General features: G+C 64.7%; 21 protein-coding genes. 20 read left to right on the forward strand and 1 reads right to left on the reverse strand.

Going from position 1 to position 21701, the window contains the following annotated elements; translation table 11 throughout:
• Positions 1 to 453: 453 nt before the first annotated feature.
• The gene (locus FOY53_RS09550; protein ID WP_146588171.1) at positions 454 to 1845 is read right to left on the reverse strand and encodes a FliI/YscN family ATPase; all 1392 of its coding nucleotides are present in this window, start codon (positions 1843 to 1845) and stop codon (positions 454 to 456) included.
• 64 nt (positions 1846 to 1909) lie between these two features.
• On the opposite strand from FOY53_RS09550, the gene FOY53_RS09555 reads away from it, so the two are divergent.
• From FOY53_RS09555 to cysG, 20 genes are all read left to right on the forward strand, one after another.
• On the forward strand, positions 1910 to 2320 hold the full coding sequence (locus tag FOY53_RS09555) for a FlgB family protein (RefSeq protein WP_342784077.1): 411 nt from the start codon (positions 1910 to 1912) through the stop codon (positions 2318 to 2320).
• A gap of 14 nt (positions 2321 to 2334) precedes the next feature.
• Positions 2335 to 2727, forward strand: a complete 393-nt coding sequence (gene flgC / locus FOY53_RS09560) for a flagellar basal body rod protein FlgC (RefSeq protein ID WP_146588172.1) — start codon at positions 2335 to 2337, stop codon at positions 2725 to 2727.
• 23 nt (positions 2728 to 2750) lie between these two features.
• A complete protein-coding gene (gene fliE, locus FOY53_RS09565) occupies positions 2751 to 3047 on the forward strand; it encodes a flagellar hook-basal body complex protein FliE (RefSeq protein ID WP_146588174.1) in 297 nt (98 codons plus the stop codon).
• Position 3048: 1 nt separating this feature from the next.
• Positions 3049 to 3318: a flagellar biosynthetic protein FliQ gene (locus FOY53_RS09570; RefSeq protein WP_146588176.1), complete on the forward strand. Its 270-nt coding sequence runs from the start codon at positions 3049 to 3051 to the stop codon at positions 3316 to 3318.
• Between the two features lie 2 nt (positions 3319 to 3320).
• The gene (locus FOY53_RS09575) at positions 3321 to 4031 is read left to right on the forward strand and encodes a flagellar hook-basal body complex protein (RefSeq protein ID WP_146588178.1); all 711 of its coding nucleotides are present in this window, start codon (positions 3321 to 3323) and stop codon (positions 4029 to 4031) included.
• A 19-nt stretch (positions 4032 to 4050) separates the two neighbouring features.
• Complete coding sequence (gene flgG / locus FOY53_RS09580) at positions 4051 to 4836, forward strand: flagellar basal-body rod protein FlgG (protein ID WP_146588180.1); 786 nt, start codon at positions 4051 to 4053, stop codon at positions 4834 to 4836.
• On the forward strand, positions 4833 to 5252 hold the full coding sequence (gene flgA / locus FOY53_RS09585) for a flagellar basal body P-ring formation chaperone FlgA (protein WP_146588182.1): 420 nt from the start codon (positions 4833 to 4835) through the stop codon (positions 5250 to 5252). The genes flgG and flgA overlap by 4 nt, the downstream gene beginning before the upstream one ends.
• A gap of 26 nt (positions 5253 to 5278) precedes the next feature.
• Positions 5279 to 6010: a flagellar basal body L-ring protein FlgH gene (gene flgH / locus FOY53_RS09590; RefSeq protein WP_146588185.1), complete on the forward strand. Its 732-nt coding sequence runs from the start codon at positions 5279 to 5281 to the stop codon at positions 6008 to 6010.
• 12 nt (positions 6011 to 6022) lie between these two features.
• Positions 6023 to 6529 carry a flagellar basal body-associated FliL family protein gene (locus tag FOY53_RS09595; RefSeq protein ID WP_146588187.1) on the forward strand — a complete coding sequence of 169 codons (507 nt, stop codon included), beginning with the start codon at positions 6023 to 6025 and terminating at the stop codon, positions 6527 to 6529.
• A gap of 137 nt (positions 6530 to 6666) precedes the next feature.
• Positions 6667 to 7251 carry an ANTAR domain-containing response regulator gene (locus tag FOY53_RS09600; RefSeq protein ID WP_146588189.1) on the forward strand — a complete coding sequence of 195 codons (585 nt, stop codon included), beginning with the start codon at positions 6667 to 6669 and terminating at the stop codon, positions 7249 to 7251.
• Positions 7248 to 8429 carry a CmpA/NrtA family ABC transporter substrate-binding protein gene (locus FOY53_RS09605; protein WP_146588191.1) on the forward strand — a complete coding sequence of 394 codons (1182 nt, stop codon included), beginning with the start codon at positions 7248 to 7250 and terminating at the stop codon, positions 8427 to 8429. The genes FOY53_RS09600 and FOY53_RS09605 overlap by 4 nt, the downstream gene beginning before the upstream one ends.
• A 274-nt stretch (positions 8430 to 8703) precedes the next feature.
• Positions 8704 to 10071 (forward strand): CmpA/NrtA family ABC transporter substrate-binding protein, encoded by a 1368-nt coding sequence (locus FOY53_RS09610; RefSeq protein WP_146588193.1) that lies wholly within the window; start codon positions 8704 to 8706, stop codon positions 10069 to 10071.
• Positions 10072 to 10212: 141 nt separating this feature from the next.
• The gene (locus FOY53_RS09615; RefSeq protein ID WP_146588194.1) at positions 10213 to 11295 is read left to right on the forward strand and encodes an ABC transporter permease; all 1083 of its coding nucleotides are present in this window, start codon (positions 10213 to 10215) and stop codon (positions 11293 to 11295) included.
• 4 nt (positions 11296 to 11299) lie between these two features.
• The gene (locus tag FOY53_RS09620; RefSeq protein ID WP_146588196.1) at positions 11300 to 12979 is read left to right on the forward strand and encodes an ABC transporter ATP-binding protein; all 1680 of its coding nucleotides are present in this window, start codon (positions 11300 to 11302) and stop codon (positions 12977 to 12979) included.
• Positions 12979 to 13905: a GAF domain-containing protein gene (locus FOY53_RS09625; protein ID WP_146588198.1), complete on the forward strand. Its 927-nt coding sequence runs from the start codon at positions 12979 to 12981 to the stop codon at positions 13903 to 13905. The genes FOY53_RS09620 and FOY53_RS09625 overlap by 1 nt, the downstream gene beginning before the upstream one ends.
• 11 nt (positions 13906 to 13916) lie before the next feature.
• Positions 13917 to 16349, forward strand: coding sequence for a nitrite reductase large subunit NirB (nirB, locus tag FOY53_RS09630; RefSeq protein ID WP_146588200.1), 2433 nt, complete (start codon positions 13917 to 13919; stop codon positions 16347 to 16349).
• On the forward strand, positions 16346 to 16678 hold the full coding sequence (gene nirD, locus FOY53_RS09635) for a nitrite reductase small subunit NirD (protein ID WP_146588202.1): 333 nt from the start codon (positions 16346 to 16348) through the stop codon (positions 16676 to 16678). The genes nirB and nirD overlap by 4 nt, the downstream gene beginning before the upstream one ends.
• Entirely contained in the window at positions 16678 to 19311 is a 2634-nt protein-coding gene (locus tag FOY53_RS09640) for a nitrate reductase (protein WP_146588204.1), read from the forward strand. Before nirD ends, FOY53_RS09640 begins: the two co-directional genes overlap by 1 nt.
• Positions 19308 to 20270, forward strand: coding sequence for a glycosyl transferase family protein (locus FOY53_RS09645; protein ID WP_146588206.1), 963 nt, complete (start codon positions 19308 to 19310; stop codon positions 20268 to 20270). Before FOY53_RS09640 ends, FOY53_RS09645 begins: the two co-directional genes overlap by 4 nt.
• Before the next feature lie 13 nt (positions 20271 to 20283).
• Positions 20284 to 21678, forward strand: coding sequence for a siroheme synthase CysG (gene cysG, locus FOY53_RS09650; protein ID WP_146588208.1), 1395 nt, complete (start codon positions 20284 to 20286; stop codon positions 21676 to 21678).
• The last annotated feature ends 23 nt before the right edge of the window (positions 21679 to 21701 follow it).

Below are 21701 nucleotides of genomic sequence, written 5' to 3' on the forward strand. Positions count from 1 at the left end.
CCTGCTCCGCCGAAAGCTGGCCAGGGGGTCCGACAACGCGGACGCCTCCATTGCATGGCGGGCTGACTCCGGAAGCGGCTTGGGAGACCCACGGCCCGGGCCTGAAAGCCGCTGCTTGATGTGAATTCAGGGCATCGCTCATCGCGGCCGAAGTTTGGTCCGTCAACCGGGACAATCCTAGAACCGGACCGGGTCAAGCTGCTCGACCGGGGAAACCGGGAAGTGCGACGGGTCAATGAAGCTTTCCGCCGCGCGTCGGCTGCTTCTGCTCTCGTGCGCGCAGGCAGGCACTGTCGGCCAGCGGGGCGGGCACCATGTGTCCAGTCAACACACCGCGCGTATGGCCGGGGTCGCGCCATTGATGGGCAGGGAGGGGACCGCCATGGCCCGGCTTTCGCCGGAGCGACCGATGGCCTGCAAATGTTCCTGCGGACGGGGTGGGAACAGGGGTGATCAACGTCGGCCTGCAGCGGCCCTGGTCGATGGTCGGGCGGATGTGGACGAAGCCGGAGTGCCGGTGCCCGTCGTCGCCCGCCGGAGCAGCAGCCTCAGGCGGGCAAAACTGTTGGCTGTGCTTGTTCCTTCCGCCTCGGCCAGAAATGCCTCCAACTCCGGCCAGGCCTTGATCGCCTGATCCAGTAGCGGGTCACTCCCCTCGCGATACAGGCCTGCCCGTATCATTTTTTCGGACCTGGAATAAGCGCCCAACAGGTGCCGGGCCAAAGCGATCTGCTTGTTTTCGTCCTCGTTTGCCGCTTCGGGAAGGCTGCGAGACACGGACCGGAGAACATCCACAGCCGGAAACCGCCCGCGTTCCGCGATCTGCCGATCCAGAACCACATGCCCGTCCAGGACACCGCGCAGGATATCGGCAACCGGCTCTTCCATATCTGATCCGGCCACCAGAACACTGAAAATAGCGGTGATATCACCCATCCCGGCGATGCCTGGCCCGGCCCTTTCGGCAAGCGCCATGATCTGGTGCGCGGTTGAGGGCGGATAGCCACGCAGGGCCGGTATTTCCCCTGACGCGATGGCGACCTCGCGGTGCGCTTCGGCAAAGCGCGTTATGGAATCCACTAGGTAGAGCACGTGTTTGCCGGTGTCGCGAAAATGCTCGGCAATGGTCATGGCCGCCTGCGGGCAGCGCCGTCTTTCCAGCGGCGAGCGGTCCGAAGTGGCGGCCACGACCACCGCCCGCGCCATTCCCTCGGGTCCGAGAACGTTGGTCACAAAATCGCGCACCTCCCGTCCGCGCTCGCCGACCAGAGCGAGCACCACCAGATCGGCCTGCATCCCACGGGCGAACTGCGCCAGCAAACGGGATTTGCCCACACCCGAACCGGCAAACAGACCGATACGCTGCCCCTGCGCCACCGGCAGCAAGGTGTTGAAGGCCGACAGCCCGGTTTCAAGCCGCGCGCCAAGCCCACGACGTCTTGCGGCCGGAGGAGGGGTCGCGCGAAACGGGCGCCGCTGCACGCCGACAGCCAGTGGCGGCCCGTCGAGGGGCACGCCGTAGGGGTCGATCACCCGCCCGATCCAGGCGTCGCACGGGGCGAGCGTCGGCGGCCCCAGCACCGCAACCCGATCGCCCTGCGAGACGCCTTCGATCCCGGAATCGGGCAGCATTCCCACCAGATCCTCCCGGATACGCAGGATTTCGCCGCTCAGAGAGTCGCCTGTGCGCCGCAACAGCCGCACGCGGTCACCGATTGACGCGAGATGCGCCAGACCCCGCACCCAGATCACCGTACCGTCCACCGAGAGCACCCGGCCCACGGCCCGCACACTTTGCAATGCGTCCAGTTGCCGGCGCAGGTCCGCTATCTCGAGTCGCTCCATCGTCCGATCCCTTCATCTCCTGAACACAGTTTTTAAAGGAATCAGAGTTAAGCCTTGGTTGAAGATGAGCAAAATCGAGGGAGAAGCCCCGGTGTTTCAGAATTTGACAGTCTTGAAAACCGCCATGGCCCTGGCCCGCCATTCGGGCACGCAACAGGCGGCCAGCGCGCAGAATATGGCCCATTCCGACACACCGGGTTATCGTGCCCGCGATGTCCTGGGATTTGCCGAGATGATGCGGCAGCGGTCGGGGCCGGACCTGCAGCGGGCAACGCGCCCGGGTCATTTGGCGGGGCAGACCGAGACCGTCGTTCCAACCACAGAACGCCGCCAGTCCGCGGATCCGAACGGCAACAGCGTCTCTTTGGAGACAGAGATGCTGATGGCCGTGGATGCCAAGCGCGCACATGACATGTCGCTGGCAATCTACCGCTCCAACCTCAACATCCTGCGCACCAGTCTTGGTCGCGGCTGAATGCCGGGGGGCCCATGTCCGATTTTTCAAATGCCTTATCCACCTCTGCAAGCGGATTGCGTGCGCAGGCACTGCGCTTGCGTCTGACGTCGGAGAACATCGCCAACGCCGACACGCCCGGCTACCATCGCAAGACGGTTCCCTTCAATTCCGAGGTCGATGCGCGCACGGGCGCCGCAGTGGTTGAAACCGGGCGAGTCAATCTCGACCGATCCGACCTGGAGAAGATCCATGATCCGGCACACCCCATGTCGGATGAGAGCGGAAATTACCACGGGTCCAACGTCGATCTCATGATCGAAATCGCCGATGCCCGCGAGGCGCAGCGCAGCTACGAGGCAAATCTGAAGATGTTCGATCAGGCCCGGCAGATGTCGTCGAGCCTGCTTGATCTGCTGCGCCGCTGACATGAACCTGAATGGAGACCAGCATGGACGTTCGTTCCCTTTTCGCCGCACAGACCTACGCGGCATCCCGCCCCGCCACGGAAGCACAGCCCGACACGGCGCCGCCGAAGCCCGAAGGTTCCATCGGGCACATTGCCACTGAATTCGCGCAGACCCTGCGCAACGGGGAAGAAGCCGCGCTGGCGGCGATGACCGGTGATGCAGACCCACACGCGCTGGTGCAGGCGCTGGCGCAGTCCGAAATCGCGGTAGAGGCCGCGGTGACCGTGCGCAACAAGGTTGTCGAGGCGTACCAGGAAATCCTCAGGATGCCGGTCTGACATGCTGACCGAAGCAATATTTTTCGACACCCTGCGTCAGGGGCTGTGGATCGCCACGATCACGTCGGTTCCGATCCTGTCGGCGGCGCTGGTCGCGGGCGTGACCGTGGGCCTGTTCCAGGCTCTGACCTCGATCCAGGAAATGACGCTGACCTTTGTGCCGAAACTGGCCTGTATCGTTGGTGTTTTCTGGGTCTCGATGAGCTTCATGACCGAAACCCTGGTCGCCTTTTTCCAGGACCAGATCATCCCGATTATTGCCGGAGGCTGAACATGGAAACCGCAGGTTATACCACGCTGACCCGACAGTCGGGCCTGATGCGTGAAATGCAGGTGATCGCCAATAACATTGCCAACACCGCAACCACGGGTTTCCGCCAGGAGGGGGTGATCTTTTCCGAGCATGTGGCGCGAACCGATCTTGGCAGTATCTCGATGGCCACGGCGCAGATCCACAACACCTCGACACTTCAGGGCACGCTGACGCAGACAGGCGGGCAGTTCGACATCGGCATTCAGGGCGAGGGCTTCTTTCTGGTCCAGACGCCGCAGGGAGAAAGGCTGACACGGGCCGGGGCGTTCAGCCCCAATGCCGACGGCGACCTGGTCACCCCGGACGGGCATCCGGTGCTGGACCCCGGGGGCGCGCCGATTTTCATCCCGCCGGACGCCACAGACCTTGCCATTGCCCAAGACGGCACCCTCAGTTCGCGGGGCAGGCCGCTCGGCCAGATCGGCGTGGTACAGCCGGTCGATTTCAACGGCATGGTGCGTCAGGACGGGACCCTGTTCGAAAGCACGGACGGCTTCGATCCGGTGGTGCAACCCAAAGTGATGCAGGGATTTCTCGAAGCCTCGAACGTGAATGCGGTCGGCCAGATTGCCCGGATGATCGAGGTGCAGCGCGCCTACGAGATGGGGCAGAGCTTTCTCGAGTCAGAGAACCAGCGCATCACGGATGCGATCAAGACCTTCATAAAGTGAACCCACAAGGAGCCGTGACATGCGAGCACTGAAAATTGCCGCGACGGGCATGAGCGCCCAGCAGATGCGGGTCGAGGTCATCTCGAACAACCTCTCGAACATGAGCACGACCGGCTACAACGCGCGGCGCGCCGAGTTTTCGGATCTGCATTACCAACAGCTGATGCGGGCCGGGACGGTGAACGCCAATGATGGCACCGCCCTGCCCACCGGCGTACAACTTGGGCTGGGGGTGCGGCCCGCTGCCGTGTCGATGCAGCTCGCGCAGGGCTCACTGTCTGCGACAGGCGGCGACCTGGACGTGGCGATCGAGGGCTCGGGATATCTGGAGGTGACCCTGCCATCGGGGCAGGCGGCATTTACCCGCGATGGCGGGCTGAAACGCAGCGCCGAGGGATTGATTGTCACGTCAGACGGCTTTGCGGTGGCACCGGAAATCACCATTCCCAACGATGCGCGCAGCATCTCGATCAACGGTTCGGGTGAGGTCTATGCCTATTTCTCCGGAGCTGCCGAGGCCCAATTGCTGGGGCAGTTCACCATGGCCGGTTTCACAAATGCCAAGGGGCTGGAGGCAATCGGCTCGAACCTGTTCACCGAGACCGAGGCGTCGGGACCGGCCCTGGTGACAACGCCCGGTCTCGACGGGCTTGGCACGTTGCGGCAGGGCTACCTCGAGGACAGCTCGGTCGACGCCGTGCGCGAGGTGACCGAACTGATCGAAGCGCAACGCGGCTATGAACTGAACGCCAAGGTCATTTCCGCCGCCGACCAGATGTTGGGCGCAACGACGCAGATCCGATGACCGGCCGCGCTCTGGCTCTGGCCTTGTTGCTTGCGGGGGCGGCGCAGGCGGACGTCGTTGTCACGAACCGCACCGTCCGGGCGCAGGAGATCGTGACAGCCGACGCTCTGGGACTCATCCAGGGGTCTCTGGCCGCCGGATTTTCGGATCCCCTGGACGTGGTGGGGCTGGAGGCGCGCGTGTCGCTTTACGCCGGACGCCCTGTTCTGCAGGCCCATGTCGGCCCCGCGGCGCTGGTCGAGCGCAACCAGATCATCCCCCTGATCTTCGAGGAAGGCGGCCTGCGCATCACTTCCGAGGGCCGCGCCTTGGACCGCGGCGGCCTCGGGGAACGAATCCGGGTGATGAATCTGGCCTCGCACACCACCTTGTTCGGCGCCGTCCGGCCAGATGGCGCGGTCCAGATTTCGCAATGACCCCAACAGTGAAAGCACAGACCATGATGCCCAAGCCCCTGATCGCCCTTGTCGCGGCGGTTCTGCTATTTTCCGGATGCAGCCGCTTCGGGCATATCGGCCGTGAACCGAAATTCACGCCCGTTACCGCAGGTGCGCAGCATGATGCCATGGTCTATGCCAGTCTGCCTCGCAGTCTGCCGGGAGAGAACGGCATCAACCGGGCCAGTCTTTGGGACGGCGGGCGTCAGTCGCTTCTGGGGGACCGGCGTGCGATGAACCGGGGCGATATCCTGACGGTGGTGATCGAGATTGACGACAAGGCCGAGATTTCCAACACCACCGCACGCTCGCGATCCGGGTCCGAAAGCCTGGGGATACCTGATCTGTTCGGCGTGCCGGAACGTGTCAACCAGTCCATCACCGACGGGGCATCGCTGGATTCGGCGGTCGCGCTGGACAGCGCCAGCCAGTCCCGCGGCGACGGATCGGTCAAACGCAACGAAAAGCTGACACTGCGCGTCGCGGCGACCATCACCGAAGTGCTACCGAACGGCGTGCTGGCCATCCAGGGATCACAAGAAGTGCGGGTAAATTTCGAACTGCGCGAACTGTTGGTGACCGGCTTCGTGCGACCTGCGGACATCTCGCGGCAGAACGAGATCACCTATGACAAGATCGCTTCCGCCCGCATTTCCTACGGCGGGCGCGGGCAGATTTCGGACATGCAGCAGCCGCGGATCGGCCAGCAGGTTCTTGATGCCATCCTGCCCTTCTGAAGGAGTTCAAAGATGCAAAAGCTGTTGCCGATAATCCTTGCCCTGATCGGTATCGGCGGCGGCGTCGGGGCGGGCATCCTGCTCAAACCCGCCGCGCCTGAAGCGGCGGCGCTGGCCGATAACTGCATTGTCCCCGAGGCCGACCCAAATGCCGAAACCGCGCCGGACGCAGTGGACACCGCGACCCGGGATTACGTCAAGCTGAACAATCAGTTTGTGGTGCCCGTCATCGCCGATGGCCGGATTGCGGCGCTGGTGGTCCTGGCGCTCAGCCTTGAAATCGAAAATGGCAGTTCCGACGTGGTCTATCAGCGTGAACCCAAGATCCGGGACAGCTTTTTGCAGGTCCTGTTCGATCACGCCAATGTCGGTGGATTCGAAGGCGCTTTCACCGAGTCCAACAAGCTTGATCCCTTGCGCCGCATTTTGTTGGCAACGGCGAAGGACACTCTTGGCGGCATTGTCAGCGATGTTCTGATCACCGAAATCAACCGCCAGGACTCTTCAACGCGGCTCTGAACCACAAAGCAGGGAACGACTCCCGCGATGCAAATACGGGCAAAAATATGCCAATTTTTTAATCAAGCAGTTGCCGGGGTGTGGCGAAACACACTGTGTCACATTTACATTTCGCCGCGAGTCAGCACCGCTGGGGCATGGCTGACCGTCTTTCCGTAATCGTGGTCGAAAACGACAGAGACCGCGCGCTGCTCATTGTGGACAGCTTGCGCGAGGCCGGTGATTTCGACATCCATGTCATCGGAGAAGCCACCGGTCTTGGGCGCAGGGTCAAGGCGCTGTCGCCGGACATCGTGCTGATCGACATTTCCAATCCCTCGCGGGACATGCTCGAGGAACTCGCGCTTGCCTCGGGTCCGATGGAACGCCCGGTGGCGATGTTCGTGGACCGCTCGGATGACGGCATGACCAAGGCGGCGATCGAGGCAGGCGTGTCGGCATATGTGGTCGACGGGCTGAACCCGAAACGGCTGAAGCCGGTGCTCGACGCCGCCATCGCCCGCTTCCATCTGTTCCAGCGCATGCGTACCGAACTGATCGAGACAAAGCGCGCACTGGAAGAGCGCAAGGTGATTGACCGCGCCAAGGGCATGCTGATGCGGGCCCGCGGCATCGACGAGGAACAGGCCTACGCCCTGTTGCGCAAGGCTGCGATGGATCAGGGCAAGCGGGTGGCGGACGTTGCCCAGGCTCTGGTCACCGCTGCGGGCCTGCTGGGATGAAGAACGCCGTGCTTTCCGTCGGGTTCATACCGCTTCTGGACGCCGCCCCGCTGATCGTGGCGCAGGAGATGGGCTTTGCCGCAGAAGAGGGGATCACGCTCGATCTTGTGCGCGCCCCGTCCTGGTCAAGTTTGCGCGACATGCTGAGCTATGGCCGTGTCGAGGCGGCGCATATGCTCTCGCCGGTGCCGGTTGCCGCGGCCCTCGGGCTGGGCGGAACGCAGGCGCCGCTGGCGGCGGTGTCGGTTCTGTCGGTCAACGGCACGGTTATCGGTGTCAGCAATGCGCTGGCGGAACGGCTGCGCGACGGCGGGCACAACTTTGCCTTTGACGATGCCCGCGGCGCAGGCAATGCCTTGATCCGGGCCGCCGTGCCCACCCTGCGCATCGGGGTGCCGTTTCCCTTCTCGATGCACGCGGAGTTGCTGTATTACTGGCTGTCGGCGCTGGGACTGCCCGCGCCGCAGAATGTCGATATCCGCACGGTGCCGCCGTCACTCATGGCGCAGGCGATTGACGCGGGCGAAATCGACGCTTTCTGTGTTGGTGAACCCTGGGGGTCGATCGCGGTGGAAAACGGCGTCGGCTCGCTGCTGCTGCCGGGGGCCGCGATCTGGGCCTGCGCGCCGGAAAAGGTGCTGGCCGTGCGCAGCGACTGGGCGGACACCGAACCGGCGTTGCTTGGCCGGTTGATCCGCGCGGTCTGGCGGGCGGGGCGCTGGCTGGGGGATCCGGCGTCGCACACTCTGGCCGCCGAACTGCTGGCGCGGCCGCTTTACCTTGACCTGCCCGCCGAGATTCTGGACCGGTCGCTGACCGGCGGGCTGGTGATCTCTCCGCGGGGCGAACAGCGGCAGACGCCGGGGTTCATCGAATTCCATTCCGGCGCCGCCAGTTTCCCCTGGCGGTCGCAGGCGCAGTGGATCGGGTTGCAACTGGCCTCGCGCACCGGGCTGGACCGGGTTGCCTCGGTCAAGACCGCAGAGGGGGTGTTTCGCAGCAATCTGCACCGAAATGCCCTGCGCCAGACCAGTGCCGAACTTCCCGCCGCCTCGTCCAAGATCGAAGGCGCGCTGGGCGCCCGCACCACCCTGCACGCAGAATCGGGCCGGATAACGCTCAATCGCGACGTGTTCTTCGATGGCCGCATTTTTGACCCGGCGCAAATCGAGCGATGAAAAATTAGGCAGTTTTGCCGGGAAAATGCTGCACCGCCGCAAAATTGCCGCTCAGACAAAATTTGCATTTGCCAATCCGCGCCGCTCTCGGGCATCAGGGTCGTGTAGGCAGGCAATGGCGTCCGCCACGGAATTCTCCCAGAGATTTGGGGTTATCTGAGCAAAGCCGCTCGACCTCCGCGACTTCTGTCGTGGTGAGTCAGCGGCTTTTTTGTTTTGCCCGGGTCTCCGCCTCTCTGAGGTGCCCGGTCGTCTGAAACGAGGGAACATACCCATGAAGAAGATCTTTCTCACGCTTGCGGCCACTACCGCCCTGGCCAGCCCGGCCTTTGCCGAGATGCTGGAGCTGGAAAAGGACGAACTGAAGTTTGGCTTCATCAAGCTCACCGACATGGCGCCGCTCGCCGTCGCATATGAACAGGGCTATTTCTTTGACGAGGGCCTGTTTGTCACCCTCGAGGCCCAGGCCAACTGGAAGGTGCTTCTGGATGGCGTGATCGGCGGTCAGCTGGACGGCGCGCACATGCTGGCCGGCCAGCCGCTGGCCGCAACCATCGGTTATGGCACCGAGGCGCATATCGTGACGCCGTTCTCGATGGACCTCAACGGCAACGGCATCACCGTTTCCAACGAGGTCTGGGAAATGATGAAGCCGAACATCCCCACGATGGACGATGGCCGCCCGCAGCACCCGATTTCGGCCTCGGTGCTCAAGCCGGTGATCGAGACGTTCCGCTCGGAAGGCAAGCCGTTCAACATGGGCATGGTGTTTCCGGTGTCGACGCACAACTACGAGCTGCGCTATTGGCTGGCCGCCGGTGGCATCGCACCCGGCTACTATTCGGACGAGAACGTGACCGGCCAGATCTCGGCTGACGTTTTCCTGTCGGTGACGCCGCCGCCGCAGATGCCGGCGACAATGGAAGCCGGAACCATCAACGGGTATTCGGTGGGTGAGCCCTGGAACCAGCAGGCTGTATTCAAGGGCATCGGCGTGCCGGTGATCACCGACTACGAGCTGTGGAAGAACAACCCGGAAAAGGTGTTCGGCATGTCCGCCGAATTCACCGAAGCCAACCCCAACACCACGCTGGCCGTGACCAAGGCGCTGATCCGCGCCGCGATGTGGCTGGATGAAAACGACAACGCCAACCGGGAAGAGGCCGTCGACCTGCTGTCCCGCCCGGAATACGTCGGCGCGGACCGCGAGGTCATCGCAAACTCGATGACCGGCACGTTCGAGTATGAAAAGGGCGACACCCGCGACGTTCCCGACTTCAACGTCTTTTTCCGGCACCACGCGACCTACCCCTTCTACTCTGACGCGGTCTGGTATCTGACGCAGATGCGGCGCTGGGGTCAGATCAGCGAGGCCAAGCCCGACAGCTGGTACGACGAGGTGGCGAAGTCGGTCTACAAGCCCGAAATCTATCTCGAAGCGGCCCGGATGCTGGTGGACGAAGGTCTGGCGAACGAGGCCGACTTCCCCTGGGAGACCGACGGCTACAAGGCGCCAACACCCGCTGCGGATGTCATCGACGGCATTGGCTATGATGGCCGCACCCCCAACGCCTATCTCGAAAGCCTGCCAATCGGTCTCAAAGGTGAGCAGATCGTCGTCGGCAACGAAGTGCAGGGCTGATGTCCCGCCGGGGTGCATCCTGAGCGTGCACCCCACCCGCCGACCCCCGGGGGGCGTTGTCTCCGCGCCACCGCGCCGAACCAAAGGACAGCCCGTCCCGACCACCCACGACCCAGACCCCGATTTCAGAGGACCAGAGAAATGACAACCGTCGATCCGGACTTCGCCGCGTCCGAGGCCAAAGAGGCCCGCCGCGCCCGCCTGTTTACCCGTATCAACAAGGCCGACGCCTGGTTTCAGGTCCTTGGACTGGCCTGGATCACCCCGGTTCTCAAGGCCGCCGCCGGCGACAACCCAAAGGGTCAGATGTCCGAGATCTGGCGCCTGCTCGGGGTTCCGCTTTTGGCCATCGTGCTGTTCCTGATGGCCTGGTCGACGCTGGCGCCGACGGTGCAGACCTCGCTCGGGGCGATCCCCGGACCTGCCGCCGTCTGGGAAGAGGCGGTGAACCTGCACGAGGACGCTCTGCGCAAGGGCGAGAAGGAGGCACAGTTCTATGACCGTCTCGAACAGCGCAACGAAAAGCTGATCGCCGCGGGCCGCGCCGACGACGTCAAGGACATCGCCTATACCGGCGCGCCGTCATATTATCAGCAAATCTGGACCTCGATCAAAACCGTGTTCTTCGGGTTCCTGATCGCATCCGCCGTCGCCATCCCGCTGGGCATCGCTGCAGGCCTCTCGCCCACGGCAAACGCCGCCCTGAACCCGCTGATCCAGATCTTCAAGCCGGTGTCGCCGCTGGCGTGGCTGCCGATCGTCACGATGATCGTCTCGGCCGCCTATGCCACCAATGACGGGTTGTTCTCGAAATCCTTCCTGGTCTCGGCGATCACGGTGACGCTCTGTTCGCTCTGGCCGACGCTGATCAACACCGCGCTGGGCGTTGCCAGCATCGACAAGGATCTGGTGAACGTCTCCAAGGTGCTGAAGATGAACACCTACACCAAGATCACCAAGCTGGTGCTGCCCTCGGCGCTGCCGCTGATCTTCACCGGGCTGCGGTTGTCGCTTGGTGTGGGCTGGATGGTGCTGATCGCCGCCGAGATGCTGGCGCAGAACCCCGGGCTTGGCAAATTTGTCTGGGACGAATTCCAGAACGGATCGTCGCAGTCGCTGGCCAAGATCATCGTTGCGGTGCTGACCATCGGCATCATCGGCTTCCTGCTGGACCGGGTGATGTTCGCGCTGCAATCGCTCTTCACCTTCTCGAACAACCGGTGATCTCATGAGCATTCTCAAATTCTCCAACGTCTCCAAAAGCTTCGGTGAGGGTATCCACCGCGAGGACGTGCTCAACAATATCGACCTCGAGGTGCAGGAAGGCGAATTCCTGGTCCTGCTCGGCTTTTCCGGCACCGGCAAGACCACGCTGATCAACCTGATGGCCGGCCTCGAGGCGCCGACCAAGGGCAGCCTGTCGTTCAAGGGCAAGCCGATCACCGGTCCGGGACCCGAGCGCGGCGTGATCTTTCAGAACTATTCACTGATGCCCTGGCTGACGGTGGCCGGCAATGTCGGTCTGGCCGTGGACACGATCTTTCCGGACATGTCGCGCGCCGACAAGGCCGCCAAGGTCGAACACTATGTCAAGATGGTCGGCCTGGGCCATGCCATGCACCGCCGCCCGGCCGAACTGTCAGGCGGTATGCGTCAGCGGGTGAACGTCGCCCGGGCACTGGCCATGAGCCCCGAAATGCTGTTGCTGGACGAACCGCTGTCGGCGCTGGACGCGTTGACCCGGGCCAACCTGGCGGATGAGATCGAACACATCTGGGAGGCCGACAAGAAGACCTGCGTGCTGATCACCAATGATGTGGACGAGGCCATCGTGCTGGCGGACCGGATCATTGCGCTGAACCCGGACGGCACCCTGGGCGCAGAGTTCCGGGTGACCATCCCGCGCCCGCGCGAGCGGACGGCGATGAACCACAACGACACCTTCAAGGCACTGCGCGCCGAGGTCACCAAGTACCTGATGGACGTCGGCATCGAGGCCAAGGTCGAAGGCACCCGCCTGCTGCCCAACGTGACGCCGATCCACGGTGTGCCCGCGGCGGTGAAAGAGGCGCAGGAAGGCATGATCGACGACCGCTTTCTCGACTTCAGCCAGCTGCACAAGATCTACCCGACGCCCAAGGGCCCGCTCACCGTGGTCGAGAATTTTGACCTGAAGGTGAACCGCGGCGAATTCATCAGCCTGATCGGTCACTCGGGCTGTGGCAAATCCACCGTGCTGACCATGGCCGCCGGGCTCAACAGCATCTCCAAGGGTGGTATCCGTCTGGATGGTCGCCACGTCGAAGGCGCCGATCCCGAACGCGCCGTGGTGTTCCAGTCGCCCAACCTGTTCCCCTGGCTGTCGGCCAAGGAGAACGTCGCCATCGGCGTCGACAAGGTCTACCCGCGTGCCAGTCAGGCCGAGCGGCAGGATGTGGTCGAATACTATCTCGAACGCGTGGGTCTTGGCGATGCCATGGACCGCAACGCCGCCTCGATGTCCAACGGCATGAAGCAGCGCGTCGGCATCGCCCGCGCCTTTGCCCTGTCGCCGAAACTGCTGCTGCTCGATGAACCCTTCGGAATGCTCGACAGCCTCACCCGGTGGGAGCTTCAGGAAGTGTTGATGGAGGTCTGGTCGCGCACCAAGGTCACCGCGATCTGCGTCACCCATGACGTGGACGAGGCGATCCTGCTGGCCGATCGCGTGGTGATGATGACCAACGGACCGCAGGCCACCATCGGCAAGATCACCGAAGTGAACCTGCCGCGCCCGCGCACCCGCAAGGCACTGCTCGAGCATCCGGATTATTACGAATACCGCCAGGAAGTGCTGGATTTCCTTGAGGAATACGAACACGGGCACAAGCCCAAGGGCACCAAGCCCGGCAACCAGGAAGCAGCCTGATGGACACGCTTATGGACCCCGCTGTCAGAACCTTTGTCGAAGTGATGGAGATCTGGGTGCCCGAAGGTGATCGTCTGGTCCCCGGTGGCGGTCACTACGGCAGCCGCAGCGCCTTTGCCGAGGCGTCGCGCAAAACCAGCTTTGCCCGAGGCGAGGGGTTGCCCGGCAAGGCCTGGGCAGAAGAACGCCCCATCGTGCTGAAAACCTTCGAAGGGTCGTATTTCCAGCGCACCGAAGCGGCCGCGGAGGCCGGGCTGACCAGTGCGGTCGCGATTCCGGTCTTCGCCGGTCGCACGCTCAAGGCGGTGCTGGTGGTGCTGTGCAGCGACGACGCCGACCGGTTCGGCGCGATCGAAGTCTGGGCGGAAAACGCCGGGACCCTGACGCTGGACGACGGGTATTACGGCGCCGCACGGCAGTTCGAGGAAATATCGCAGCGCACGACCTTCAAGCGCGGGCAGGGGCTTCCCGGCAGTGTCTGGTCTTCGAAAACACCGATACTGATGCGGGATCTGGGGCAGGGCTATGGCTTCATGCGCTCGGAAAGTGCCGGACGTGTCGGGCTGAACACCGGGCTGGGGCTGCCGGTCCCGACGCCGGATGGCACGATTTACGCCCTGACGCTGCTGACCGCCAGCGGCACACCCATCGCCCGGCGCTTTGAAATCTGGGACGCCCGCGCCGCCAAGGTCGGCGCACCCGGCAAGGCCGTCCTGACGGACGGGATCTGCGACCGGACCGGCCCGCTCTGGGACTTTGAAACCGACCGGATGGTCGCTGCCTGGCAGGGGCCGGTGGGCCGCGCCCTGGGCAGCGGTCTGCCGGTGATTGACACTGGTGCCGGAGCGGCCGGCTACGCCTCGGTGGTCGCATTGCCGATCCATCGCGGCGGCGAGCTGGCGCATATCGTCGCCTGGTATTGCTGAGGAGTATGAACATGCAGAAACTCGTTGTGATCGGCGCAGGAATGGCCTCTGGTCGTGTGCTGGAACACCTGTTCGAAACCGCCCCCGACGCCTATGACGTCACCCTGTTCAACGCTGAACCGCGCGGCAACTACAACCGCCTGATGCTGTCGCCGGTCCTGTCCGGCGAGAAAAGCTATGCCGAGATCGTCACCCATGACGACGACTGGTACAGCGCAAACGGCGTCACCTGCCGCTTTGGCGAAGCCGTGGTCAAGATCGACCGCGACCGCAAGGTGGTGGTCGGCCAGAACGGCGAAGTGCCTTATGACAAGCTGGTCATCGGCACCGGATCCGCGCCGTTCATCATCCCGCTGCCGGGCAAGGATCTGCCCGAAGTGATCACCTACCGCGACCTGGATGACACCAACGCGATGATCGAGGCCGCGGCCAGACCCGGCAGCCGGGCGGTGGTGATCGGTGGTGGTCTGCTCGGGCTCGAGGCCGCGGCCGGTCTGCGGATGCGCGGCATGGAAGTCACCGTGCTGCACCTGATGGGGCACCTGATGGAACGCCAGCTTGATGAGGCGGCGGGCTATCTGCTCAAGAAGGACCTCGAAGACCGCGGCATCACCGTGCTGACCCGGGCATCGACCAAGGCGATCCTCGGCGACGGCAAGGTCGAGGCCGTGCTGCTCGAGGACGAGACCGTGCTGGAGGCGGATCTGGTGGTGATGGCCGTCGGCATCCGCCCCGAGACCCGTCTTGCCAAAGACGCGGCGCTGGCTGTGGGCCGCGGGGTCGAGGTCAACGCGCAGATGCAGACTTCTGACCCGGATGTTCTGGCACTGGGCGAATGTGTCGAATTCAATGGCCAGCTCTTCGGTCTTGTCGCGCCGCTCTACGATCAGGCCAAGGTGGTCGCCAGCACGCTGCTGGCCGAGCCTGCAGCCTTTGTGACCAAAGAGCTTTCAACCAAGCTCAAGGTCACCGGCTGCGACCTGTTTTCGGCCGGGGATTTTGCCGAGGCCGAGGATCGCGAGGACATCGTCTTTCGCGATCCGGCCCGGGGCGTCTACAAGCGCCTGGTGCTGAAAGAGGACCGTCTGATCGGCGCTGTGATGTACGGCGACACCGCTGACGGCAGCTGGTTCTTTGGTCTGATCAAGGACGGCACCGATGTCTCGGAGATGCGCGACACGCTGATCTTCGGACCTGCCTACCAGGGGGGGGCCGCAGTGGACCCTTTGTCGGCCGTTGCAGCCTTACCGGCTGACGCAGAAATCTGCGGCTGCAACGGCGTGTGCAAAGGTCAGATCGTCACCGCCATCGAAGGCGGCGCCACCGATCTCGGGATGATCAGGGCGACCACAAAGGCGTCTGCCTCCTGTGGCACCTGCACCGGCCTGGTCGAGCAGGTTCTGGCCGTCACGCTGGGCGACGACTTTGTCCTGCCCGCAGCGCAGTCGGTCTGTGGCTGCACCGACCTCACCCACGAGGACGTGCGCCGGTTGATCAAGTCGCAGGCGTTGAAATCCCAGCCCGCCGTCTGGCAGGAACTGGGCTGGTCCACGCCCAACGGCTGCCATGTCTGCCGCCCGGCGATCAACTTCTATCTGCTGGCCGACTGGCCGCTGGAATACCAGGACGACCCGCAAAGCCGTTTTGTCAACGAACGCAACCACGCCAACATCCAGAAGGACGGCACCTATTCCGTCATGCCGCGGATGTTCGGCGGCATCACCACCGCGGCCGAACTGCGCGCCATCGCCGATGCGGCGGACAAGTACAACGTGCCCACGGTCAAGGTCACCGGTGGCCAGCGCATCGACCTTCTGGGCGTCAAGAAAGAGGACCTGCCGGGCATCTGGTACGACCTCAACGCGGCCGGCATGGTCTCGGGACATGCCTATTCCAAGGGGCTGCGCACGGTGAAGACCTGTGTCGGCACCGATCACTGCCGCTTTGGCACCCAGGACAGCACCGGGTTGGGGATCAAGCTGGAAAAACTGCTCTGGGGGTCGTGGACGCCGCACAAGGTCAAGCTGGCCGTGTCGGGATGCCCGCGCAACTGTGCCGAGGCAACCTGCAAGGATGTCGGGATCATCTGCGTGGATTCGGGCTATCAGGTTGGCGTCGGCGGCGCGGCGGGCATGGATCTGAAGGAAACCGAACGTCTGTGCGACGTGCCGACCGAGGAAGAGGCGCTCGAGGTCACCGCGGCCTTTGTCCAGATCTACCGCGAGAATGCCAAATACCTCGACCGGCCCTACAAGTGGCTCGCGAAAGTCGGCCTCGACTGGGTCAAAGCCCAGGTTGTCGATGACCTCGAGAACCGCCGCGCGCTCGCCGCACGGTTCGAACTGTCCCAAACCGTCTACCGCAAGGATCCCTGGGCGCCGCTGGCTGCAAAGGCGGAAAGCTTTGCCCCCCTTGCTGACCTTACCCTGGAGGCTGCGGAATGAGCTGGATCGATATTGGCGCTCTGGACGACATCCCGCAGCGCGGTGCGCGGGTGATCAAGACTCAGGTCGGCTGTGTCGCCCTGTTCCGCACCGGCGACGATCAGGTCTTTGCCGTGTCGGACACCTGCCCGCACAAGGGGGGGCCGCTGTCCGAAGGCATCGTGCATGGACACAAGGTCACCTGCCCGTTGCACAACTGGGTGTTCTCGCTGGAAACCGGCGAGGCGCAGGGCGCCGACAGTGGCAGCATCCCGACCTATCCGGTTCAGGTCGAGGCGGGCCGGATTCTTCTGGACGCCACGACGCTGGCCAAGCGGAGCGCGGCGTGATGGATGGCGCGGGCCTTCCCGAAACCCGGTCGACCTGTCCCTATTGCGGGGTCGGTTGCGGTGTGCTTCTGCGTGCCGACGGGCAGGGGGGGCTGATGGTGCGGGGCGATCCCGACCACCCGGCCAACAAGGGTCGGTTGTGTTCCAAGGGGCTGGCGCTGGGGGAAACCGTCAGCACCCGGGGCCGGTTGCTGTCGCCCAGCATCAACGGTCAGGCCGCAGACTGGGACACCGCGCTGCAAACGGTGGCGGAGAGGTTTTCTGCCACCATCCGCGACCACGGACCGGATTCCGTCGCCTTCTATGTCTCGGGCCAGATGCTGACCGAGGATTATTATGTCGCCAACAAGCTGATGAAAGGCTTTATCGGCTCGGCGAACATCGACACCAACTCGCGGCTGTGCATGGCCTCGACCGTCGCCGGTCACCGCCGCGCCTTTGGCACCGATACCGTGCCCGGAACCTATGAGGATCTGGAAGAGGCCGATCTGGTCGTCCTAGTCGGCTCGAACCTCGCCTGGTGCCACCCGGTACTGTACCAGCGGCTTGCGGCAGCGAAACAGCAGCGCCCCGAAATGAAGGTCGTCGTGGTCGACCCGCGCCGCACCGCGACCTGTGATCTCGCCGACCTGCATCTGCAGCTGAGGGCCGGCACCGACGTGGCGCTGTTCAACGGTCTGCTGTCGGCGATTTACCACGGCGGCGTGGTCGACAAGGCCTATGTTGCCAACGTCGACGGCTTTGACGCGGCACTGGCGGCGGCGAGCATTGACCACATGGACGAAACCGGGTTGAACCGCCGCGATATCCGCGCCTTCTTTGACCTGTTCCTGCGCACCGACCGCACCGTGACGGTGTTCAGCCAGGGGGTCAATCAGAGCTCGGCCGGGGCCGACAAGGTCAACGCCATCCTGAACTGTCATCTGGCGACGGGGCGCATCGGTCTGCCCGGCATGGGGCCGTTTTCCGTGACCGGCCAGCCCAACGCCATGGGCGGGCGCGAGGTTGGCGGGCTGGCCAACATGCTGGCCTGCCATCTGGATATCGAGAATGCCGATCACCGCCAGGCCGTGCGCGGTTTCTGGGATTCCCCGGCCATCGCCGATCATGCCGGTCTCAAGGCCGTGGACATGTTCCGCGCTGTCGGACGCGGCGAAATCAAGGCGCTGTGGGTCATTCATACCAACCCCGCCGTGACCATGCCCGATGCGGACGCGGTGCGCGCGGCGATCAAGGGCTGCGCGTTTACCGTGGTCAGCGATATCACCGGGGCGACCGACACCGCGCGGCTGGCGCATGTGCTGCTGCCCGCCGCCGCCTGGGGTGAAAAGGACGGCACCGTCACCAATTCCGACCGCACCATCAGCCGCCAGCGCGCCGTGATGCCGGCACCCGGACAGGCCCGCGCCGACTGGAGCATTCTGGCCGAAGTGGGCCGCCGCATGGGCTGGCACAAGGCGTTCGACTTTGAAACCCCCGCCGAAATCTTTCGCGAATACGCCGCCCTGTCGCATATCGCCGGGCAATTCGACCGTGATTTCGACATTTCAGGCCTGTCCGGCATTTCCGACCAGGATTACGAGGCGCTCGCCCCCACCCGCTGGCCAGTGACCAAGACCCGCCAGGGCGGACGTTTTTTTGCCGACGGCAGCTTTTATTCACCGAACGGCAAGGCGCAGATGCTGGCGCTGCAATACCGCCCGCCGGCGGCGCGCACCGGTCCGCGCTTTCCGTTCCGGCTGAACACCGGCCGCATTCGCGACCAATGGCACACGATGACACGCACCGCCCTGTCGCCGCGACTCTCGGCGCATCTGGCGGAACCGTTTCTGGAAATTCATCCCGATGATGCCGCCCGCACCGGATTGGGCCCGGCCTCGCTGGTTCAGGTCACCAGCCCTGTGGGATCGGCCATTCTGCGCACCCTGATCACCGACCGGGTCCGCCCGGGTGAAGTCTTTGCTCCGATACACTGGACCAGCGACACCGCCCCCTCGGCCCGCATCGACGCTGTGGTTCCCGACGTTGTCGACCCGGTGTCCGGTCAACCCGAAAGCAAGGCAGCCGTGGTCGCGCTCGCGCCGTTTCTGGCGGGCTGGTACGGATTTGCGGTGTCCGCAGCGCCAATGTCGCCGTCCTCGGACTACTGGGCACTGGCGCGCACCCCCGGCGGCTGGCGTGCCGAACTGGCGGCCAGCGGCGCGCCGCAGGACTGGGAAACCTACGCCCGCGTCCTCTTTGACCTGCCGGAGGCTGCCGTTCAGATCGTCGAGGATGCCGGTCGCGGTCTGGCGCGCCTTGCCTTCCATCACGACGGCCGGTTGCTGGCGGCGCTTTTTGTCGCCCCGGAGCCGGTGGCGGTGATGCGCGACTACCTGGTGACCCTGCCGGGCAATGCGGCCGAGGCCGTCCTCACCGGCCAGAGCCCGGCAGACATGCCCGATCCCGGCCCCATCGTCTGCTCGTGTTTCGGCGTCGGCATGAACACGATCCTCACCGCGATCGAGTCGCAGGTACTGACCACTGTCGACCAGATCGGCGTGGCGTTGCAGGCGGGCACCAACTGCGGCTCCTGTCGCCCTGAGCTGACCGCCCTGCTCGCCCGTGGCCAGGTGCGCGAGGCCGCCGAATGAGCCTCGCGCCATATGTGCGCATTCTGGGCCGTGGCCCGGGGCGGTCGCGCGGGCTGAGCCGTGACGAGGCGGCAGAGGCGATGACGGTTGTGCTTGAAGGCAAGGCCGCACCAGAGGCGACCGGCGCGATGCTGATGCTGCTGCGGATGAAGGGGGAAACCCCGGACGAGATCGCGGGCTTCGTGACCGCGGCGCGCGCGACCATCCCAAGTCTGCCGCGGCCCGCGCTGGATTGGCCCAGCTATGCCGCCGGGCGCACACGCGGCCTGCCGTGGTTTCTGCTGGCGGCCCGTCTGGTGGCGCAGGCGGGGTATCCGGTGCTGCTGCACGGCTGGAACTCGCACCAGCAGGGTCATGCCTGCGTGCGGGGCGTGCTGGGGCATGCCGGGATCGTCGCAGCCACGCCCGCGACGTTGTCGGAAACGCTGCAACGCGACAGGATCTCTTACCTGCCGCTGGAAAGTTTTGCACCGCAACTGCTGGGCCTGTTGCAACTGCGCGACGTACTGGGCCTGCGATCCTGCATCAACACCGTGCTCCGCGTGCTCAACCCCGCGCAGGCCGCCGCCGGAGTGCAGGGGGTGTTTCATCCGCCGTACCGCGAACTTCAGGCCGATGCCGGGGTGCTTCTGGGCCAGCAATCGCTGACCATCATCAAGGGCGGCGGCGGCGAATTCGAGCGCCACCCCTGCAAGGCGGTGCAGGCCTATGGTCTGCGCGACGCGACCCGGTGGGAAGCAGCGTTTGACGCGCTATTGCCGGAAACCCGCAGGCTGAACGACGGGGCCGACGACCCCGCCCGCCTGGCGGCATTGTGGAACGGCACCCTGGACGACAGCTTTGCCGAACGGGTCGTCACCGGAACTGCGGCACTGGCGCTGCACACTCTCGGGGTGCCGGAGGCCGACACCACCGCGCAGGCCCTCTGGGCCGATCGCTGCCGCAGCAAAGCGGCCTGAAGGAGACTCTGCCATGAAAAGCTTTCCCATGTTCATCCGTACCACCGGCCGACGGGTTGTCATTGCGGGCGGAGGAGAGCAGGCGGCGCAAAAGGCGCGGTTGATGCTGAAGACGGATGCGACACTGGTGCTGCTGGCCACGACACTCGAGCCGGAGTTGCAGGCTTTGGTGGCCGAGGGCCGTGCCCGCCATCAGCCGGGCCCGATTGCCCCCGCGAGTTTCCGGGGCGCGGCGATTGTCTTTGTCGCCACCGGCTGCCCGGGCATGGACGCGGCGCTGCATGCACTGGCGCAACAGGCCGGCGTGCCGGTGAACGTGGTCGACCAGCCGGCGCTGTGCGACATCACCACACCGTCCATCGTCGACCGCGATCCGGTGGTGGTGGCCATCGGCACCGAAGGCACCGCGCCGGTTCTGGCCCGCGCGATCAAAACCCGGATCGAAGAACAGCTTGACCCGCGCCTGGGCAGCTTTGCCGCCTTGGCGGGCCGTCTGCGCGACCGGGTTGCAGCCCGGGTGCCACGCGAGGGGCGCCGCGCCTTCTGGCGCTGGGCGTTGCTCGAGGCGCCCTGGCAAAGTCACAAGCGGGGGGCCGAGCGCGAGGCGGCGCAGATGCTGAAGGACGCCATCGAACAGGGCGGCGCGGTGTCGGCGTCCCACGGCGGACAGATCGCGCTGGTTGGTGCCGGCCCCGGTGCGCGTGACCTGCTGACCCTGCGCGCGGTCGAACGCCTGCAGGAGGCGGATGTGATCTTTTACGACCGGCTGGTCGATCCGGCGGTGCTGGAACTGGCGCGGCGCGATGCAGAACGGGTGTTTGTCGGCAAGGTTGTCGGCGCCACCGCCTGGCCGCAGGAGCGGATCAACGCGCTGATCGTTGCCGAGGCGCTGAAGGGGCGGCGTGTGGTGCGGCTGAAATCCGGCGACCCGGCGATCTTTGGCCGCGCGACCGAGGAACTGGACGCCGCCCGCGACGCCGGGATTCCGATCGAACTGGTGCCCGGCGTCACCGCCGTGTCCGGGGCGGCGGCGGCGATGGGCCGTTCGCTGACCCATCGCGGCGAGACCGACACCCTGATCCTGACCACGGGGCAGTGCCGCGACGGTGATGCCGCTCCTGACTGGCACCAACATGCCCGGCCGGGCACGGCGCTGGCGTTCTACATGTCCGTCGGCCATGCGGCCGAGATCACGGCATCGCTGATGAACACCGGCATGCCTGCAAGCCTGCCGGTCACCATCGCCGTCAAGGTGACGCAGGAGGGTGAACGCTTTGTCGACACGACCGTCGGAAACCTCGTGAAAACACTGACGTGCGAAGGCATCCGCGGCTGCGCGGTCATCATGATCTCCTGGCCGAAATCGGTGGCGGCCGTGGCGCAGGCCCCCCTGCGGCTGATGGCCTGATCTACCTTTCCTGCGGGCGGGCG

This window comes from Puniceibacterium confluentis (assembly GCF_007923445.1).
Lineage (GTDB): Bacteria > Pseudomonadota > Alphaproteobacteria > Rhodobacterales > Rhodobacteraceae > Puniceibacterium > Puniceibacterium confluentis.

Coding starts and splice junctions, on each gene's coding strand:
- FOY53_RS09550 (WP_146588171.1), bottom strand. CDS start 1,845: ATGGAGCGACTCGAGATAGCGGACCTGCGCCGGCAACTGGACGCATTG.
- FOY53_RS09555 (WP_342784077.1), top strand. CDS start 1,910: ATGAGCAAAATCGAGGGAGAAGCCCCGGTGTTTCAGAATTTGACAGTC.
- flgC (WP_146588172.1), top strand. CDS start 2,335: ATGTCCGATTTTTCAAATGCCTTATCCACCTCTGCAAGCGGATTGCGT.
- fliE (WP_146588174.1), top strand. CDS start 2,751: ATGGACGTTCGTTCCCTTTTCGCCGCACAGACCTACGCGGCATCCCGC.
- FOY53_RS09570 (WP_146588176.1), top strand. CDS start 3,049: ATGCTGACCGAAGCAATATTTTTCGACACCCTGCGTCAGGGGCTGTGG.
- FOY53_RS09575 (WP_146588178.1), top strand. CDS start 3,321: ATGGAAACCGCAGGTTATACCACGCTGACCCGACAGTCGGGCCTGATG.
- flgG (WP_146588180.1), top strand. CDS start 4,051: ATGCGAGCACTGAAAATTGCCGCGACGGGCATGAGCGCCCAGCAGATG.
- flgA (WP_146588182.1), top strand. CDS start 4,833: ATGACCGGCCGCGCTCTGGCTCTGGCCTTGTTGCTTGCGGGGGCGGCG.
- flgH (WP_146588185.1), top strand. CDS start 5,279: ATGCCCAAGCCCCTGATCGCCCTTGTCGCGGCGGTTCTGCTATTTTCC.
- FOY53_RS09595 (WP_146588187.1), top strand. CDS start 6,023: ATGCAAAAGCTGTTGCCGATAATCCTTGCCCTGATCGGTATCGGCGGC.
- FOY53_RS09600 (WP_146588189.1), top strand. CDS start 6,667: ATGGCTGACCGTCTTTCCGTAATCGTGGTCGAAAACGACAGAGACCGC.
- FOY53_RS09605 (WP_146588191.1), top strand. CDS start 7,248: ATGAAGAACGCCGTGCTTTCCGTCGGGTTCATACCGCTTCTGGACGCC.
- FOY53_RS09610 (WP_146588193.1), top strand. CDS start 8,704: ATGAAGAAGATCTTTCTCACGCTTGCGGCCACTACCGCCCTGGCCAGC.
- FOY53_RS09615 (WP_146588194.1), top strand. CDS start 10,213: ATGACAACCGTCGATCCGGACTTCGCCGCGTCCGAGGCCAAAGAGGCC.
- FOY53_RS09620 (WP_146588196.1), top strand. CDS start 11,300: ATGAGCATTCTCAAATTCTCCAACGTCTCCAAAAGCTTCGGTGAGGGT.
- FOY53_RS09625 (WP_146588198.1), top strand. CDS start 12,979: ATGGACACGCTTATGGACCCCGCTGTCAGAACCTTTGTCGAAGTGATG.
- nirB (WP_146588200.1), top strand. CDS start 13,917: ATGCAGAAACTCGTTGTGATCGGCGCAGGAATGGCCTCTGGTCGTGTG.
- nirD (WP_146588202.1), top strand. CDS start 16,346: ATGAGCTGGATCGATATTGGCGCTCTGGACGACATCCCGCAGCGCGGT.
- FOY53_RS09640 (WP_146588204.1), top strand. CDS start 16,678: ATGGATGGCGCGGGCCTTCCCGAAACCCGGTCGACCTGTCCCTATTGC.
- FOY53_RS09645 (WP_146588206.1), top strand. CDS start 19,308: ATGAGCCTCGCGCCATATGTGCGCATTCTGGGCCGTGGCCCGGGGCGG.
- cysG (WP_146588208.1), top strand. CDS start 20,284: ATGAAAAGCTTTCCCATGTTCATCCGTACCACCGGCCGACGGGTTGTC.